Consider the following 16,426-nt stretch of genomic DNA (forward strand, 5'->3'; position numbering starts at 1 on the left):
GCTTAAATTAATGAAAAAACTGTCAACTCAAGTAGTGATCATCGGAGCTGGGCCATCAGGGTCTATTGCCGCGTCTTTGCTTCACAAAAAAGGCATCGATGTACGAGTGATTGAAAAGAGCCTTTTCCCGCGCTTTTCTATTGGTGAAAGCTTGTTACCGGCTTGCATGGAAGTGATTGAACAAGCTGGCATGAGCGAAGCGGTGGCTGACGCTAACTTCCAATTTAAAGATGGTGCCGCTTTTCGTAAAAATGGCGTGTACACCGCGTTCAATTTTGAAGATAAGTTCTCTGCTGGGCCGGGAACCACGTTTCAGGTTCAGCGAGGGGCCTTTGATAAGGTGTTAGCAGACACAGCCGAAGCACAAGGCGTTACTATTGATTATCAACATGAGTTGATGGGTATTAACTTCACTGAAGACAGCACCATTTTAGACGTACAAGTGCTTGATGGAGAACACTATCAGCTAGAAGCTCAATACGTGCTGGATGGCAGTGGATTTGGTCGCGTGCTACCTAAGATGCTTGATTTAGAGGAGCCATCATCGCTTCCTCCACGCAAAGCTATTTTTACGCACATTAACGATCATATTGCAGAAATTGATACCAATCTAGAATATGACCGTAACAAAATCCTGATCTCGGTGCATCCAACCAACCCTGATGTCTGGTACTGGTTGATTCCATTTAGCAACGGTGTTTCTTCGTTTGGTATTGTCGGGGAGCCTAAGTTCTTTGAATCATACCCACAAGATAAGATTGCCGCGATTAAGCAACTGGCAACAGAAGAGCCGGGTTTGGCTGAGATACTGGCAAATGCAGAGTATCCGAACCCTGCGGGCGAAATCGGTGGTTATTCTGCCAACGTAAAGCACCTGGCAACAGACAAGTATGCGCTGCTGGGTAATGCCGGTGAGTTTCTTGACCCTGTTTTTTCATCAGGCGTGACGATTGCGATGAAGTCAGCTCAGTTTGCCGTTGAGTGCGTAGAAAAACAGCTCAATGGTGAAAGAGTTGATTGGGATCGTGATTATGCAGATCCATTGATGACCGGAGTAAACACATTTAGAACCTATGTCGAGGGGTGGTACTCAGGTACCTTGCAGGATGTGATTTTCTATCAAGACCCCAACCCGAAGATTAAGCAAATGGTGTGTTCTATTTTGGCTGGTTACGCATGGGATCAAAGTAACCCCTATGTGAAAGAATCAAAACGCCGACTGACGACACTGTCGGAGATATGCCGAAGCTAGGTGGTCGATTAAGGTGTAGCAACATGCTAAAGCATCATAATGATAAAGCCTATAAATCAAAACAGCCGCAATGCGGCTGTTTCTGTATCTGCTAAATATGGGAAGCTGATTCTTAGCTTACTCGCTTTACTGAAGTTGATACTACTTCAGGTCGATGCTGTTCAATCGTCCCATAAAGATAAGTAACTCAATCACATCTTTGTGGGCTTCAAGCAGCGCTCGTTTGGTTTGGCTGTAGGCCGCAAGTCGACCGTGCTTCCTTATAGAACATACTTTGGTTTTGTATTTGTATTCACCACTTTCAGAGAATACGCGCCACTTAGCGATGTAGCATTCATCGCGATGTTCAGGATCTGTCTGAGTAGGGTTTGGCTTGAATACTATTTTAGGTTCTAAACTGTGCGGCAAACGTGTCATCAGATAGGGCTCTCTAAGGACTTTTGGCCAAAACTTTCCCCAGAGCTTTCTGCCAAGCTCATCTCTCAACTTGATGGTTTTCTTTAGTGCTTTGTCTTCACCCATACGAACAAAACCGACAGAACGATGTAACACCGTATCTTCGGGAGTATGAATGTGGATTTTAAAAGCGGTTTGGCCTTTCGATATAAATCGATAACCGGTCGCACCAATTAGATTATTCTGGCTCATAGTTTGCTAAATGATGATTATGTTATTAATAAGGTTACGACAAATACGTTAAAACCGAAACTAATCATCATGAAAAAAATAAAGCCTTAACAAAAGTGCTAAGGCTTTATTAGAAACTATGAAGTGAGCTTGTCGCTAACTACATGATTTTCTGCATTACATCACCAATTTGAATGCTTCCAGCAAGGCTAGGTTGATCAATCGTGAGCTCGGCTTCATTTTCATACACGCGAGAAACCGTCAGCGTGATATCACTTTGAGAGACCTTATTACGTGGCAAGCCTCGTTGGTCGATAAACGAACCGGTGTGCCATAGTTGCAGTTTGTCACCTTGTTGCACGCCATGCATTCGACCTAAATCAATGGTCACAGTGTTACCAAATACTGCAGCCACCTCTGGAAGCGTGATTTTACATGATACTTCTGATTCTAAGTCCAACATAATATTGCGGCTGACGCGAAGCATCATACTGCCGTAGGTTGATGCCCAGAAACGAGCACTGCGCGTATCAACCTCACTGGTCTTAGCAAAAGGCCATTTTGCCACTTCACGGTAGCTACGGTTATAAACCTGATGACCTGTCTTACCGTCAAAGACTTGCATCTCTAACGCAAACTGGCGGTTTATAATGTCGTCTTTTAGAAGCTTGGATTCAATGGTCGCAGTTAAATCGGTGATATCACCGCCGATAATGTACTGTGCTCCCGTGTCTTGTGCGATCATTTTGATCACTTCCGGTCGACGCTTGTCGATATCGTAATTGGTTGTGCCAACAGAAACAAAGCTACGAGATTCTTGCGCCAGTTGTCGGTCAACGACATGGCTAAAATCATCACCAATATTATAGATTCTGCCCATTACAGCTTGTTGTGGGGAAGTCACATCAATGTTGCCGACCAAAAATGTTTTCTTATATTGGCTCTCATGGCAAGCATTTGCCGAAGGGTAGATGTCGATCCTTGCAGTGATCATTATATTGCCACTGCGTTTCTTCTCTTTTTCTACCAAGATGTAGCGCACTTCATGATTGGTAAATTGAAACTCTTTCTTCTTCGCGTCGAGGTAGGGCGTGAGGTTAGCAATGCTACCAATGTCAGCACCAGAGAACTGGATCGCTTTGTATACCGCGTCTTCCAGCGCATGGACTCTTGCGGCTTCCTCTGACGATACGATGGTTGCTGTACCGGTAACTTCATACCAAGAGGCATGAGCACTGAAGCTTATGGTTATCAGTGAACTTATTGAAAATAAGTAAGAAATTATTTTTTTCATCTATTCGTTACCAGTTGGGTATAAATATTGCTTAACAAATAACTATAAGCTTGAAGCTGACTTAAGTGCGTTTTTCTTAATCTGAACCATTAATGAAAAGCAAAGACTGTTCCAACATTGTAATCCATTGAAAAGAATAATGGTGAGAACATATTGGAATAGGTAGCACTAAACATATCTGGAGATTAGAGAATGAAAAAATGGCTCGTAGTAATGAGTGTCATGTTACTGACATCATGCGCTTATTCGCCGATCTATAACGGCAAGTCTGAATATTCAGGCAGTCAGTTTATGTTGATGGACAGCCCTCGTCATACCATGGACTTTTTCGTGGAAAGTATGACTGAAGATTTGATCATTTCGAATACGAGTATTTCAGCAAGAACCCCAATTGCGATTACTTCGTTTGTTGACCTGCAACACATGGACACAACAAACTGGCTAGGAAACTCGGTATCAGAAGGCTTCATTCATCAGTTTCAGCGTCGTGGCTTCAAGGTGGTTGATTTTAAAACAACCGGTTCGATCCAAGTCACCCACCAAGGTGATTTTGCATTAAGCCGTGATTGGAAAGACTTAGCTCAAGAGCAAGATGTCCAGTACGTGCTGACAGGCACTATGCTTCGCCAAGAGGGCGGTGTTCTAGTTAATGCTCGTGTGGTAGGCATGCAAACTCGTATTGTGGTTGCCTCCGCGCAAGGCTTTTTGCCAGCGGATCGTATTGGTCGAGATCTAGATACTCTGAACAGCATTCGAACTCAAGATGGTGTCATTATTCGTTCTGATCCAACGATGACTCAGCCTTACACCGTTATTCTTCGCCCCTAGGAGTTCGAGATGAAGAAGTTAATATTTGTTGTTGCCGCTTTGCTGCTTGTTGGCTGTCAGCCTCTGCAAAACATGAGGCCAGACGATTACTTAGTTGCCGTTGGTTACGCGAGTATCAGTGAGCAAAAGGGACGTAACGACGAGGAAAGGCGCATTCGTGCGATGAGAGCTTCCAAGATCGATGCTTATCGTGAACTTGCTGAACAAGTGTATGGCATGCGAGTGAGCGGCCGAGCAGAGCTTGAAGATCAACGTCTTGGCACTGAACGTACTTCTGGCGCAGTTGATGGCGTAATCCGTGGCGCAGAAGTGGTGCGCAGCTACCCAGTGGGTGATAGCTATGTAACAGAGCTCCAATTAGATATCCGTAAGATGGAACAGCTACGTAATTACGGTGAAGTTCAGGCAGTGCCTGAGAAGAGACAACAAACGTTGTTCTAGTTTTAGGAGCATCCAGTTATAGTTTACCTAATTATATTGGCTGCCACTCGCTTTCCAGATGGCGTATCGGCAACCAATAACGGTTATGACTAAGAAAGCGGCAAGTATGAAAATACTTGCCGCTTTTTTGTGTTTATCGTTTATTAGGGGCATTTACAGGTTTAGAGAGACTTTGACGGTGTAGCGAGAAGGGTAGGCTGAGATACAGATACAGATACAGATACAGATACAGATACAGATACAAGCAAGAAGGGTGTTGTGTGAAGAAGATTAGCCCAATTAAGCTTTTACATTGGTTCCCAGCGTAGAAATCGTATGCGTTTGGCCACCGGCATTGTAAGTCATCCCAATTTTACCATGGCTTTGCTGCATCATATTGCTGAGTTTTTTGAAACTGAGGTGTGCTCGATTCAAGGCTTCGCCATTGACTAGGTTCGCTTGGTGGCAGTCGCACACTATGGACTTGATGGTCGCGACTAATTGAGCAAGTTCAGGGTTCTCGGTCAATTCTGAGATATTGGTATGGGTAGCAATTCGTTGATCGGTTGATCTTAGCTGTTCAACAAGGACCACTTTTTCTTTGGCGATTCGCTCAATATCGTTTGATTGTCGGCTCGTAATAGCGGTTTTCTCTGAACTTAGTAATTCAGATAAGGCTTTGGCATTTTGAAGTTGAAAATTAACTAAATCTGCTAGTGCCGCCATAACGTAAACCTATTCATAACCTCGTGTACTTTAAGATAATAACTTCAATGAAAAGTTAGTGTTTTCTTAAAGGCCTTTTAATTCATCTTCGAACTTGATCATGTTGTCAGCCAGTTTCTCTGGATCGACAGTGTATGAACCATTCGCAATCGCTTCTTTTATTGCAGCAACTTTTACAGAGTCAAAGCTTGGTTGTGCTGCCATGTCTTGATGGAGCTGACCAATCGCTTTGCCTTGTTGGCTTAGTGAAACCGCGTCTTTGCTTGCTGGTGATTTAGTTGACACATCAGAACGTGATGCCTCAGAGCTAGAATCAGAGCGTACTGTTGATCGGTTAGTGGTCGTTAGGGTTTGCCCTGAACGAATATTATCAATGCCTGCCATAGTTAAGCCTTTTTCTTCAAAAATGGGAACCTGTACAGTCAATATCGACCAAGGGTTCGAATACTTTAGCAATTTTTAGCTCAATAGTCGAAAAGGGACAAAACACCACAGTCGTTATATTTTGGCGTTAAAGTTGAGAGCAAAATAACTAACGATACCGTCAATTTAGAAGTAAAGAGTTAAAAGTAAACCGTGACTTCAGACATGCTGGTAACAATACCTTCAATTATACGCTGTGATTTGTCATTTTTCACTCTTACTTGATCACCCATTGAGCCATCCGTAAGTGCAGTCCCTTTGGTGGTAATGGTCATGCCACCTTTTACTGCCTGTATGATAACCTTCTCGTTTCGGCATACGACACAGATATCGCCTCTTTCGACAACATCACCTGGCCTCAGGTTCTTTTTTACCTTAGCGCCGATCACTTGTTGGGGAGCGGTGAAACCTTGGCGACGAAACTTGTTAAGCGAAATCATAGCGGTGGTGACATCGTATTGACCAACGATTTCGCCTCTTGCTAGTGAGCGTGTTGTTGTGACTAGTGGTACTGACATTGAAAGGCGTACCGGCACGTAAACTCGCCACTCATCAGGAACACATTGCACTAAAACCGTAATGCTACTGCGGGTATTGCTGGTGGTTGAGGCGCTGGTATCTAGAGGAATAGGGCAATCTGTTGCTTTGATTCTAGAGTCCACATTTGCTGAGTTAACAAAGAGTTCGCCGCCTTGTGGCTGCTCAACTGTCTCTAGGATGTGTTGTTCCGCCGCAGACTGAATCATTTCAATTTGCTCTGGAGTCGCAGCTTGTACAAAAAAACTAAACAATATTGATAAAATGCCGATAAACTTAGCGACAGTTTTAAAAGTAGCTCTACACATTGCTATGGAAAAAAGCGGCAGATTTGTTTTATGATATATCATTCCGTTTCTCTAGTGGTTCGTAGCCTGCAGTAGACTAACACTTTTTATACAAAAAAGTTTGATATGGAGATGAGCTCATGACGGGTATTCTTGATTCGGTGAATCAGCGTACGCAACTCGTCGGTCAAAACCGATTAGAATTACTAACCTTTCGCCTAATGGGGCGTCAGCGTTACGGCATTAATGTTTTTAAAGTAAAAGAAGTACTTCAGTGCCCTAAACTGACAAAAATGCCAAACTTGAACCCACTGGTTAAAGGTGTAGCACACATTCGTGGCCAAACGATCTCTGTAATCGATTTGAGCTTAGCGATTGGTGGCCGTCCTACAACGGATGTTGAAAAGTGTTTTGTGGTTATTTCTGAGTTTAACCGAACCATTCAAGGTTTCTTGGTCAGTTCAGTAGAACGCATTATTAACATGCACTGGGAATCGATTCTTCCGCCGCCAGATGGTGCAGGCAAAGCCCATTACCTGACTGCAGTCACCAACATTGATAATGAGCTGGTAGAAATTCTTGATGTGGAAAAAATTCTAGCGGAGATTTCTCCTGTTGATGAAACAATGGACAGCAAAATTGCTGAAGAAATCGCAGAAGTAGAACAAGGTAAAGAATTGGTTCGTCGTATCTTGATTGCTGATGATTCAACCGTTGCTCGTAAGCAGGTTCAGCGTGCGATTGAGTCGATTGGTTTTGAAGTTATTTCGGTGAAAGATGGTAAAGAAGCCTATGAGAAGCTGGTGGAGATGTCATCAGAAGGCAGTATTTACGATCAAATTTCATTGGTGATTTCAGATATCGAAATGCCAGAAATGGATGGCTATACGCTGACTGCTGAGATTCGTCGTCACGCCGAACTTAAAGATCTATACGTAATTTTACACTCATCATTGAGTGGTGTATTTAACCAAGCCATGGTTGAGCGTGTAGGAGCTAACTCCTTCATCGCGAAGTTCAACCCCGATGAGCTTGGTGCAGCGGTAAAAGCTGCGTTAACTAACTAAAAGAGACATTAATGACTGCTATAACAATAAGTGATCAAGAGTATCGCGATTTCAGCCGTTTCTTAGAATCTCAATGTGGCATTGTATTAGGTGACAGCAAACAGTACTTAGTGCGCAGCCGTCTAAGCCCATTAGTAACGAAGTTTAAGTTAGCTTCGTTGTCTGATTTGTTGAGAGATGTAGTAACAGGTCGAAACCGTGAGCTGCGCGTGGCTGCAGTCGATGCCATGACGACGAACGAGACACTTTGGTTCCGTGATACTTACCCGTTTGCTGTGCTTGCGGATAAACTTCTACCGGAAATAGCGGCAAATAAACGTCCTATTAAGATTTGGTCTGCGGCAAGCTCTTCAGGCCAAGAAGCATACTCAATGGCAATGACGATTCTTGAGACTCAAGCTCGTAAGCCAGGTATGTTGCCAAATGTATCGATTACCGCAACTGACATCTCAGCAAGTATGTTGGATATGTGCCGCACTGGCGCGTACGACAACCTTGCATTGGGACGTGGACTTTCTCCTGAGCGTCGTCGTACTTTCTTTGAAGATGCGGGCGATGGCCGTATGAAAGTGAAAGATAACGTTAAGCGCATGGTGAACTTCCGCCCTCAGAACCTGATGGACAGCTATGCATTGTTAGGTAAGTTCGACATCATCTTTTGTCGTAACGTGCTGATTTACTTCTCGCCTGATATGAAATCAAAGGTACTTAACCAGATGGCAAACAGCCTGAATCCTGGTGGCTACCTATTATTGGGTGCGTCTGAATCGCTAACAGGCTTAACGGATCGTTTTGAAATGGTTCGCTGTAATCCAGGCATCATCTACAAATTAAAGTAATGAGTGGCACCAGTACTAGGTGCAACGTTACTGCCTAATTTCAAAACCCAGCCAAGTGCTGGGTTTTCTTTTTCCGGCTTAACCTATATCTTTAAGTCAGAGTGACATTCCAATTTACTCTATTTTTTGGCTTGTATATTGCAAGTTTACCCACGAGTAACCTGTAAAAGTATTGATAGCCCGCTTTGTTTTAAAAGTTGGTATATATATTGCTTTGGTTATCTCATAACAGTCAGTTCTTGAGTTGAGGTTTACATGGCTATTTCTTTTGACAATGCTTTAGGCATTCACCAGCACACAGTTGGTGTACGTGAGCGTAACGCTGAGGTGCTTTCCACCAATATCGCGCAAGCAAACACGCCTGGGTATAAAGCAAAAGGATTAGACTTTAAGAAATCGCTGCAAGCGGCAAGTTCTGGGGCAAGCATTGGTCTTAGCCGTACGGATGGTCGGCACATTTCTGCCTCAACAACGGTGAACGGGGAAACGAAGTATCGAATTCCTACCCAACCTGATACAGGAGATGGCAACACGGTTGATTTGGATTTGGAAAGAAACCTTTTCATGCAAAACCAAATTAGGCATCAAGCCTCTCTCGACTTCCTAGGAAGTAAGTTCAAGAATTTAACTAAAGCGATTAAAGGGGAATAATTAGATGAGTTTATTCAATGTATTCAATGTGACTGGTTCTGCGATGAGCGCTGAATCTGTTCGTCTAAATACGACCTCGAGCAACCTTGCAAACGCGGACAGTGTAAGTAGTTCTGCTGAAGAAACTTACAAGGCTCGCCACGCAGTGTTCGGCGCTGAGTTAAATAAAGCACGCAACAGTGGTCACACTGTGCCTGTGAAAGTATTAGGTATTGTGGAAAGCGATAAGCCGTTGAGCGCGGAGTACAACCCAGATCACCCATTAGCGAATAACGAAGGCTATATCTACAAGCCTAACGTGAACGTTATGGAAGAAATGGCAAACATGATTTCGGCATCACGCGCGTACCAAACAAACGTGCAGGTTGCTGACTCGAGTAAACAAATGCTGCTGCGTACGCTGCAGATGGGTCAATAAGGATAAGGAGGTAGCACATGGCTGGAATCAACAACAATGTTGGTCAAAGCGGCTTGTCCTATGTTGACCAGCTGAAGAGTCTTCAAGATGGCGCGAAAAAGCCCGACGAAACAACAGGTAAGCAGGATCTTAAACAAGAAGACTTCTTATCTTTGTTGACTAAGCAATTAGCCCAACAAGACCCTTTTAAGCCGGTTAGCAATGACCAGATGATTGCGCAAATGGCTTCATTTGCGACCGTAGATGGCATTGGCAAAATGAATACACAGTTTGAAAGCTTGAATTCATCAATGACTTCTAACCAAGCATTACAGGCATCCTCTTTGGTTGGCCGCGATGTATTGGTTCCTGGTGCGGCAGGTGTGAAACCCGGTGATGGCGGTATGGCGTCCATGGTTAAGCTTCCTCAGGCAATGGACAATGTAATCGTCCGTGTTGAGAACGAAGTTGGCCAATTGGTTCGCACTTTTGATATCGGCTCTAAACCATCAGGCGACACACGTGTTGAATGGGACGGAAAAGACGAAGACGGTAATCCATTGCCGGCTGGTAAATACAACGTGAAAGCGTCGGGTTTACTGGATGGCGAGAACACAGAGTTCCAAGTTTCCAGTTATGCGAACGTGAACAGTGTGCTTCTTGGTAAGGGCGATGGCAACGTACTACTCAATCTGGCTGGTTTCACATCGCCAGTACGACTTGCTGAAGTACTAGAAGTTGGTAAAGCGTAACGCTTTAAAAGAGTGATTATGCTAGCTAGAGAGATTAGGAGAATATTGGAATGTCATATGTAGCTTTAAGCGGTCTATCCGCTGCACAACTAGACCTGAATACAACCAGTAACAACATTGCGAACGCAAACACATTCGGCTTTAAAGAGTCTCGTGCGGAGTTTGGCGATGTTTACTCAAGTTCGTTATTCACTAACGCAAAAACGACGGCAGGTGGCGGTGCGCAAGCTAGCCAAGTGGCGCAACAGTTCCATGAAGGTTCAAGTATTTATACTAACAACCCAATGGACTTACGTGTAAGTGGTACAGGTTTCTTTGCAGTATCGAAAGACCGTATGGTACCGGAGATCAATGAACTCACGCGTAATGGTGCATTTCACCTAAACAAAGACAACTACATGGTTACTGCTAACGATGAGTTTCTTTTAGGTTACGATGTTGATCCAAATTCGGGTGAAGTTCTTTCTTACGCGCCAAAGCCACTCGACATTCCTGCTGAGTTTGGTAAGCCAAAACAGACAGAAAACATTGAAGTAGGGGTTAACCTTCCTGCAAACGGTGATCTTAAAGACCCGGCTGCATTTAACTTCAAAGATGCTGACACTTATAATCGTGCAACGTCTTCGACGGTATACGATTCTATGGGTCAGTCTTACAAGTTAACGACTTACTACCTCAAAGATCAGACTCAACCAAACACTTGGCAGACGTACTACACCATGTCAGATGAGAACGGTGAAAAGCCGGTCAATATTACGGGTGGTGATGCGACCAATGCACAAGGTCATGTTGGTCACACAATGAAGTTCAACAATGACGGTACGTTGGCGAGCCTTAACAATGGCCAGCCAATTAACTCTGAAGCACTAGGTGCAGGAGCTAACCCAATTGATTTGAACGGTGCTGATCCAACGCAAGTACTTAAGTTTGGTCTAGATTCGTCAACTCAGTTTGCTGCTCCATTTGAACTCACTAAGTTCGATGAAGATGGCGCGACAACAGGTTTCTTAACCAAAATCGATTTCGATGAGTACGGCAGTGTTTTAGGTACTTACTCAAATGGTGAAAACGTGATGCTTGGCCGTGTAGGCTTGGTTCGTGTACCCAATGAGCAAGGCTTAGATAAGAAAGGCGGCACTCAGTGGGATTCTACTAATGACTCAGGTTCTAAAATCTGGGGTGAATCGAACAAAGGTTCATTTGGTAGCATCAACAACGGCTCGCTAGAGCAGTCGAACATCGATATGACTCAAGAACTGGTTGATTTGATTTCTGCTCAACGTAACTTCCAAGCGAACTCGCGTTCTCTAGAAGTACACAACCAACTGCAACAGAATATTCTTCAGATTCGTTAATCGTTTCCAGCGTTTGAATCATCTGCGAATACCCAATTCAATGTTATTGAATTGGGTATCGTTGCTGAATTTGATATGGCTGTTTGCCGCCCCTATTGCCGCCCGGTAATGCCTCTGGCAACAATTATTCCTCAATGATCCTTTGACGATCACCCCTCTCCGTTCTTTTTCTATTTAAATTACTGATAAATAACAGTAAAAAATATTGGCACAGTGTTTGCTTTATTAGCCCCAGAAGATGATTTTTTGGAGCAAAATTATGGATCGCGCACTGTTTCTTGCCATGAGTGGCGCTAAGCAAAATATGCAAGCTTTGCAGCTACGTGCTAACAACCTTGCCAACGTAAGTACAACGGGTTTCCGTGCTGATTTAGCACAAGCACGTTCAATGCAAGCGTACGGTGAAGGCATGCCTACTCGTGTTTTCAGCATGACAGAACGTCCGGGTCATAATTTCGCACAAGGTAGTGTGGTCACCACTGGCCGAGATCTTGATGTCACTATTCAAGGTGATGGTTGGATTTCAGTAATGGATAACACAGGCCGTGAAGGTTTAACGCGTAATGGTAATCTAAAGGTTGACCAAAACGGTTTGTTAACCAACGCAAGCGGTCACCTGGTGTTAGGTGAGAATGACGCGCCAATCACGCTACCTATTCCTATCAGTAAAGTAGAAATTGGTACAGATGGTACGATTTCGGTGATTCCTCAAGGCGCTCCAGCTGAAGAATTAGCGATTGTTGACCGTATTAAACTTGTACGCCCAGACAACCAAAGTTTGTTTAAAGATACGAATGGTCTATTCCGTTCGAAAAACCCAGATCAGGCATACGAAGCAGATGCAGCGGTAACGTTGCTTAAAGGTGCTATCGAAGGCAGTAACGTAAATGCTGTAGGTGAAATGACCAGCCTAATTGACTTGCAACGTCAGTTTGAAATGCAGGTCAAGATGATGAGCACGGCAGAGGAAATGGACAAGTCGTCTGATTCACTGCTTCGTATGAGCTAATAGAATTTAAAGGAATTTGCTATGCATCCAGCATTATGGGTAAGTAAAACAGGTTTAGACGCACAACAAACCAATATCTCAACGATTTCGAACAACCTTGCCAACGCCTCGACCATTGGTTTTAAAAAGAGTCGTGCGGTATTTGAAGATCTGTTCTATCAGAATATCAACCAGCCAGGTGGCCAATCGTCTCAAAATACTGAGCTGCCTAGTGGCTTGATGTTAGGTGCAGGTTCAAAAGTAGTCGCAACTCAAAAAGTGCACACTCACGGTAACGCGCAAACAACGTCGAACAGCTTAGATATGATGATTGAAGGCGACGGCTTCTTCCAAGTTGAAATGCCAGACGGTGAAACAGGTTACAGCCGAAATGGTCAGTTCACTCTGAACGGTGACGGCGCGATCGTTACATCAGGTCAAGGTTATGCTCTGCAACCAGAAATCGTGATTCCTGAAGATGCGATTTCGGTGACGGTTGGTAATGATGGTGAAGTGTCTGTTCGTCTACGTGGTGAGCAAAACAACGTCGTGGTTGGCCAAATCACTATCACTGACTTCGTAAACCCAGGTGGTTTAGAGCCTGTAGGTCAAAACCTTTACTTACCAACCGGTGCTAGTGGCGACCCGCAAGAGGGGGTTCCTGGCTTTGATGGCTTAGGTAATATTCGTCAGTCGATGCTTGAAACATCGAACGTCAACGTAACCGAAGAGCTGGTGAATATGATTGAAGCTCAACGTGTCTACGAAATGAATTCGAAAGTTATCTCGTCGGTAGACAAGATGATGAGCTTTGTTAACCAACAGCTGTAATTGGTTTATTAGCCGTTTACTTATTGATAATTAATTGATTTTTCCAATTAACTGACGTGTTTCTACCAATTGATTTATTTACCATTGCCTGCTGAGAGTATATCGCCATGAAACGTATTTTTTGTTTAGCTCTGTTTATGTCTATGACGGGGTGTTCTGTTTTGGATCCTATTGAGACTCCGGCAGAAGAAAACGCAACCACAGTGGTTGATGCCGTGGAAGGTGATAAGTCAGCGCAAGAGAGTTCAGGCATTATCGATACGCTTCGTGGTCGAACCGATCCAGTTGCTGGTGACCCAGCATGGGCGCCAATCAATCCAAAAGAAAAACCAGAACACTACGCAGCAGCAACGGGCTCACTGTTCAATGTTAATCACATTGGCAGCATGTATGACGACTCAAAACCTCGTGGTATTGGTGACATCATTACCGTGGCGTTAGACGAGAATACTCGAGCGACCAAGAAAGCCAACGCAGACATGTCTAAGTCGAATGATGCAACGATGGAGCCGCTGGCAGTCGGTGGTCAAGAGCTGACTATCGACAAGTACAACTTTTCTTATGATCTGAGCAACACCAACACCTTTGCGGGTGACGCGTCAGCCAACCAAAGTAACAGTATCAGCGGTTACATTACCGTTGAAGTTATCGAAGTATTAGCCAATGGTAACCTAGTGGTCCGTGGCGAAAAGTGGATGACACTGAACACGGGCGATGAGTACATCCGCCTAAGCGGCACTATTCGTCCTGATGATATAGACTTCGAAAATACCATCGCTTCAAACCGTGTTTCTAACGCACGAATTCAGTATTCAGGTACGGGCGTGCAGAAAGATATGCAAGAGCCTGGATTCTTGGCACGATTCTTTAATGTATCTCTGTAGAGCTTGATGGGGCGTCGAGATACTGACAGCCCTCATCAATCACAAATATTTCGCTAAGTTATTATAAACTAAAGCAATACAGACAGGTTACTCAATGAAAAAACTCACACTCGTACTATTCGGCATGCTGTTTCTTGCCACCAGTGCCCATGCTGCGCGTATTAAAGACGTGGCAAAAGTGGCGGGTGTTCGTAGTAACCAACTTGTCGGTTATGGTTTGGTTACGGGTTTGCCGGGGACAGGTGAGACAACTCCCTTTACCGATCAAACGTTTAACGCAATGCTGCAAAACTTTGGCATCCAATTGCCGCCCGGCACCAAGCCAAAAACTAAAAACGTCGCCGCGGTAATTGTTACCGCTGAACTCCCGGCATTCTCTAAGCAAGGTCAGGAAGTTGACGTAACCGTTTCTTCTATCGGTTCAGCAAAAAGCCTTCGTGGTGGTACTTTGCTGCAGACCTTCCTGAAAGGTCTAGACGGTCAGGTGTATGCGGTCGCGCAAGGTAACTTGGTAGTAAGTGGCTTTAGTGCACAAGGTAACGACGGTTCTAAGATTGTCGGTAACAACCCTAACGTCGGTATCATCTCTAGCGGTGCGACGGTTGAACAAGAAATCCCAACTCCATTTGGCCGTGGTGACTACATCACTTTCAACCTAATCCAATCAGATTTCACAACAGCTCAGCGTTTGGCTGATGCGGTAAATAATTTCCTAGGCCCACAAATGGCTTCAGCGGTCGATGCGACGTCTGTAAAAGTTCGCGCACCTCGTGAAATCAGCCAACGTGTGGCTTTCTTATCGGCAATCGAAAACATCGAATTTGATCCTGCAGAGGGCTCTGCAAAAATCATTGTTAACTCTCGTACCGGTACCATTGTGGTTGGTAAGCACGTTCGCCTAAGAGCGGCGGCGGTAACCCACGGTGGTATGACGGTTGCAATCAAAGAAAATCTAAACGTAAGCCAACCGAACGCATTCTCTGGTGGCCAAACGGTAGTGGTTCCTGATTCTGATATCGAAATCACGGAAGGCGATGGCAAGATGTTCAAATTTGAACCTGGCCTAACGCTGGATGATTTGGTCCGAGCAGTCAACGAAGTGGGCGCAGCGCCTTCTGATTTAATGGCAATCCTTCAAGCACTGAAACAAGCCGGTGCAATTGAAGGCCAATTGATCATTATCTAAGGAATAAAGCATGATTAAGAATAACAATGACATCGGCTTTATTCACGACATCGGTAGTTTAGACCGTCTTCGTCAACAAGCAGTAAATGGTGAAGAAGGCAGCGAAAAAGAGGCACTAACTGCGGCGGCAAAACAGTTTGAATCGATTTTTACTTCGATGCTGTTTAAGTCGATGCGTGATGCTAACTCTAGCTTTAAGTCGGATATGCTGAACAGCCAGAACGAGCAGTTTTATCGTCAGATGCAAGATGACCAAATGGCGAGTGAGTTGAGTGCTTCAGGTTCATTAGGCCTTGCGGACATGATTGTAGCTCAGTTAAGCGCGGGTCAAGTAAGCGACGCGACAGAAGATAAGGTTCGCAGTGAAGGTTTTGATACCTCGTTGGAAAGACCTCAATATTCTGGTCGTTCAGAAGAGAAAGTCTCTGAAGTTCAATCTGCTTCCGCTGTTAAACAACCAGCATCTTTCGATTCCCCAGAATCTTTTGTTACCTCAATGAAGCCTTACGCTGAAAAAGCGGCGAGTGCACTTGGTGTTGATTCGTCACTGCTATTAGCACAAGCGGCACTTGAAACAGGTTGGGGCTCTAAGATGATTAAGAACTCTTTGGGCAACAGCAATAATTTATTTAACATCAAAGCAGATAGAAGTTGGAAGGGCGATAAGGTCGCGACTCAAACTCTTGAGTTCCATGGCAAAACCGCCGTTAAAGAGTCAGCTTCCTTCCGTTCTTACTCTAATTTCGAAGATAGCTTTAATGATTACGTGAAGTTCTTGAACGAGAATCCAAGATACGAAACGGCGCTACAGCATCAAGGCAATTCAGAGAATTTCATCAAAGGCATTCATCAGGCTGGTTACGCAACTGACCCTAACTATGCAGACAAGGTTTTACGAGTTAAAGCCAAGATTGATGAGATGAACTAGCGTCATCAATCAACATAGAGAGCTTGCTACTGTCAGGCTCTTTTCTTCTCCGCCCCTTCAGTTCTTACGCGTAATCCATAGTTATCTCCTTACACTTCAATAAATTATCGTATTTTGACTTTCCATTTTTTTATTGGCACATATGTTGCTTGTA

Annotated in this window: 19 protein-coding genes; 14 read left to right on the plus strand and 5 right to left on the minus strand. The window is 44.3% G+C overall.

Going from position 1 to position 16,426, the window contains the following annotated elements; translation table 11 throughout:
- Positions 1 to 10 precede the first annotated feature (10 nt).
- The gene (locus OCU90_RS04145) at positions 11 to 1,252 is read left to right on the plus strand and encodes an NAD(P)/FAD-dependent oxidoreductase (RefSeq protein WP_061025613.1); all 1,242 of its coding nucleotides are present in this window, start codon (positions 11 to 13) and stop codon (positions 1,250 to 1,252) included.
- A gap of 141 nt (positions 1,253 to 1,393) precedes the next feature.
- Here the strand turns inward: OCU90_RS04145 and OCU90_RS04150 are convergent, their stop codons facing one another.
- Together OCU90_RS04150 and OCU90_RS04155 are read right to left on the minus strand one after the other, a co-directional pair.
- Entirely contained in the window at positions 1,394 to 1,900 is a 507-nt protein-coding gene (locus OCU90_RS04150; RefSeq protein WP_004736164.1) for a hypothetical protein, read from the minus strand.
- Between the two features lie 139 nt (positions 1,901 to 2,039).
- On the minus strand, positions 2,040 to 3,173 hold the full coding sequence (locus OCU90_RS04155) for a flagellar assembly protein FlgT (RefSeq protein ID WP_017076832.1): 1,134 nt from the start codon (positions 3,171 to 3,173) through the stop codon (positions 2,040 to 2,042).
- 192 nt (positions 3,174 to 3,365) lie between these two features.
- Between OCU90_RS04155 and OCU90_RS04160 the strand changes: the two genes are divergently transcribed.
- Both OCU90_RS04160 and flgP read left to right on the plus strand, forming a co-directional pair.
- Positions 3,366 to 4,001: a FlgO family outer membrane protein gene (locus tag OCU90_RS04160; RefSeq protein ID WP_004736167.1), complete on the plus strand. Its 636-nt coding sequence runs from the start codon at positions 3,366 to 3,368 to the stop codon at positions 3,999 to 4,001.
- Between the two features lie 9 nt (positions 4,002 to 4,010).
- Positions 4,011 to 4,442, plus strand: a complete 432-nt coding sequence (flgP, locus tag OCU90_RS04165; protein WP_004736169.1) for a flagellar assembly lipoprotein FlgP — start codon at positions 4,011 to 4,013, stop codon at positions 4,440 to 4,442.
- Positions 4,443 to 4,721: 279 nt separating this feature from the next.
- Here flgP and OCU90_RS04170 read toward each other — a convergent pair whose 3' ends face one another.
- The 3 genes from OCU90_RS04170 to flgA form a co-directional block, all read right to left on the minus strand.
- The gene (locus tag OCU90_RS04170; RefSeq protein WP_061025611.1) at positions 4,722 to 5,147 is read right to left on the minus strand and encodes a flagella synthesis protein FlgN; all 426 of its coding nucleotides are present in this window, start codon (positions 5,145 to 5,147) and stop codon (positions 4,722 to 4,724) included.
- 66 nt (positions 5,148 to 5,213) lie between these two features.
- The gene (gene flgM / locus OCU90_RS04175; protein WP_061025609.1) at positions 5,214 to 5,531 is read right to left on the minus strand and encodes a flagellar biosynthesis anti-sigma factor FlgM; all 318 of its coding nucleotides are present in this window, start codon (positions 5,529 to 5,531) and stop codon (positions 5,214 to 5,216) included.
- Between the two features lie 179 nt (positions 5,532 to 5,710).
- Entirely contained in the window at positions 5,711 to 6,457 is a 747-nt protein-coding gene (gene flgA / locus OCU90_RS04180) for a flagellar basal body P-ring formation chaperone FlgA (RefSeq protein WP_017085300.1), read from the minus strand.
- A 77-nt stretch (positions 6,458 to 6,534) separates the two neighbouring features.
- On the opposite strand from flgA, the gene OCU90_RS04185 reads away from it, so the two are divergent.
- The 11 genes from OCU90_RS04185 (at position 6,535) to flgJ (ending at position 16,272) form a co-directional block, all read left to right on the plus strand.
- Positions 6,535 to 7,461: a chemotaxis protein CheV gene (locus OCU90_RS04185; RefSeq protein WP_004736173.1), complete on the plus strand. Its 927-nt coding sequence runs from the start codon at positions 6,535 to 6,537 to the stop codon at positions 7,459 to 7,461.
- 11 nt (positions 7,462 to 7,472) lie between these two features.
- A complete protein-coding gene (locus OCU90_RS04190; RefSeq protein WP_004736174.1) occupies positions 7,473 to 8,300 on the plus strand; it encodes a protein-glutamate O-methyltransferase in 828 nt (275 codons plus the stop codon).
- 255 nt (positions 8,301 to 8,555) lie between these two features.
- Entirely contained in the window at positions 8,556 to 8,951 is a 396-nt protein-coding gene (gene flgB / locus OCU90_RS04195) for a flagellar basal body rod protein FlgB (protein WP_004736175.1), read from the plus strand.
- 4 nt (positions 8,952 to 8,955) lie between these two features.
- Positions 8,956 to 9,369 carry a flagellar basal body rod protein FlgC gene (flgC, locus tag OCU90_RS04200; protein WP_004736176.1) on the plus strand — a complete coding sequence of 138 codons (414 nt, stop codon included), beginning with the start codon at positions 8,956 to 8,958 and terminating at the stop codon, positions 9,367 to 9,369.
- Positions 9,370 to 9,386: 17 nt separating this feature from the next.
- Positions 9,387 to 10,100: a flagellar hook assembly protein FlgD gene (gene flgD, locus OCU90_RS04205; protein ID WP_004736177.1), complete on the plus strand. Its 714-nt coding sequence runs from the start codon at positions 9,387 to 9,389 to the stop codon at positions 10,098 to 10,100.
- A 50-nt stretch (positions 10,101 to 10,150) separates the two neighbouring features.
- Complete coding sequence (gene flgE, locus OCU90_RS04210; RefSeq protein ID WP_017076830.1) at positions 10,151 to 11,455, plus strand: flagellar hook protein FlgE; 1,305 nt, start codon at positions 10,151 to 10,153, stop codon at positions 11,453 to 11,455.
- A 259-nt stretch (positions 11,456 to 11,714) separates the two neighbouring features.
- The gene (locus OCU90_RS04215; protein WP_004736179.1) at positions 11,715 to 12,464 is read left to right on the plus strand and encodes a flagellar basal body rod protein FlgF; all 750 of its coding nucleotides are present in this window, start codon (positions 11,715 to 11,717) and stop codon (positions 12,462 to 12,464) included.
- Positions 12,465 to 12,485: 21 nt separating this feature from the next.
- The gene (gene flgG, locus OCU90_RS04220; protein WP_004736180.1) at positions 12,486 to 13,274 is read left to right on the plus strand and encodes a flagellar basal-body rod protein FlgG; all 789 of its coding nucleotides are present in this window, start codon (positions 12,486 to 12,488) and stop codon (positions 13,272 to 13,274) included.
- Positions 13,275 to 13,381: 107 nt separating this feature from the next.
- A complete protein-coding gene (flgH, locus tag OCU90_RS04225) occupies positions 13,382 to 14,158 on the plus strand; it encodes a flagellar basal body L-ring protein FlgH (RefSeq protein WP_017076829.1) in 777 nt (258 codons plus the stop codon).
- Between the two features lie 94 nt (positions 14,159 to 14,252).
- Positions 14,253 to 15,344, plus strand: coding sequence for a flagellar basal body P-ring protein FlgI (locus OCU90_RS04230; RefSeq protein WP_017076828.1), 1,092 nt, complete (start codon positions 14,253 to 14,255; stop codon positions 15,342 to 15,344).
- Positions 15,345 to 15,354: 10 nt separating this feature from the next.
- Positions 15,355 to 16,272: a flagellar assembly peptidoglycan hydrolase FlgJ gene (gene flgJ, locus OCU90_RS04235; protein ID WP_061025607.1), complete on the plus strand. Its 918-nt coding sequence runs from the start codon at positions 15,355 to 15,357 to the stop codon at positions 16,270 to 16,272.
- Positions 16,273 to 16,426: the final 154 nt, after the last annotated feature.

Origin of the sequence: Vibrio splendidus (assembly GCF_024347615.1) — a bacterium.
In the GTDB taxonomy this organism is placed as follows: domain Bacteria; phylum Pseudomonadota; class Gammaproteobacteria; order Enterobacterales; family Vibrionaceae; genus Vibrio; species Vibrio splendidus.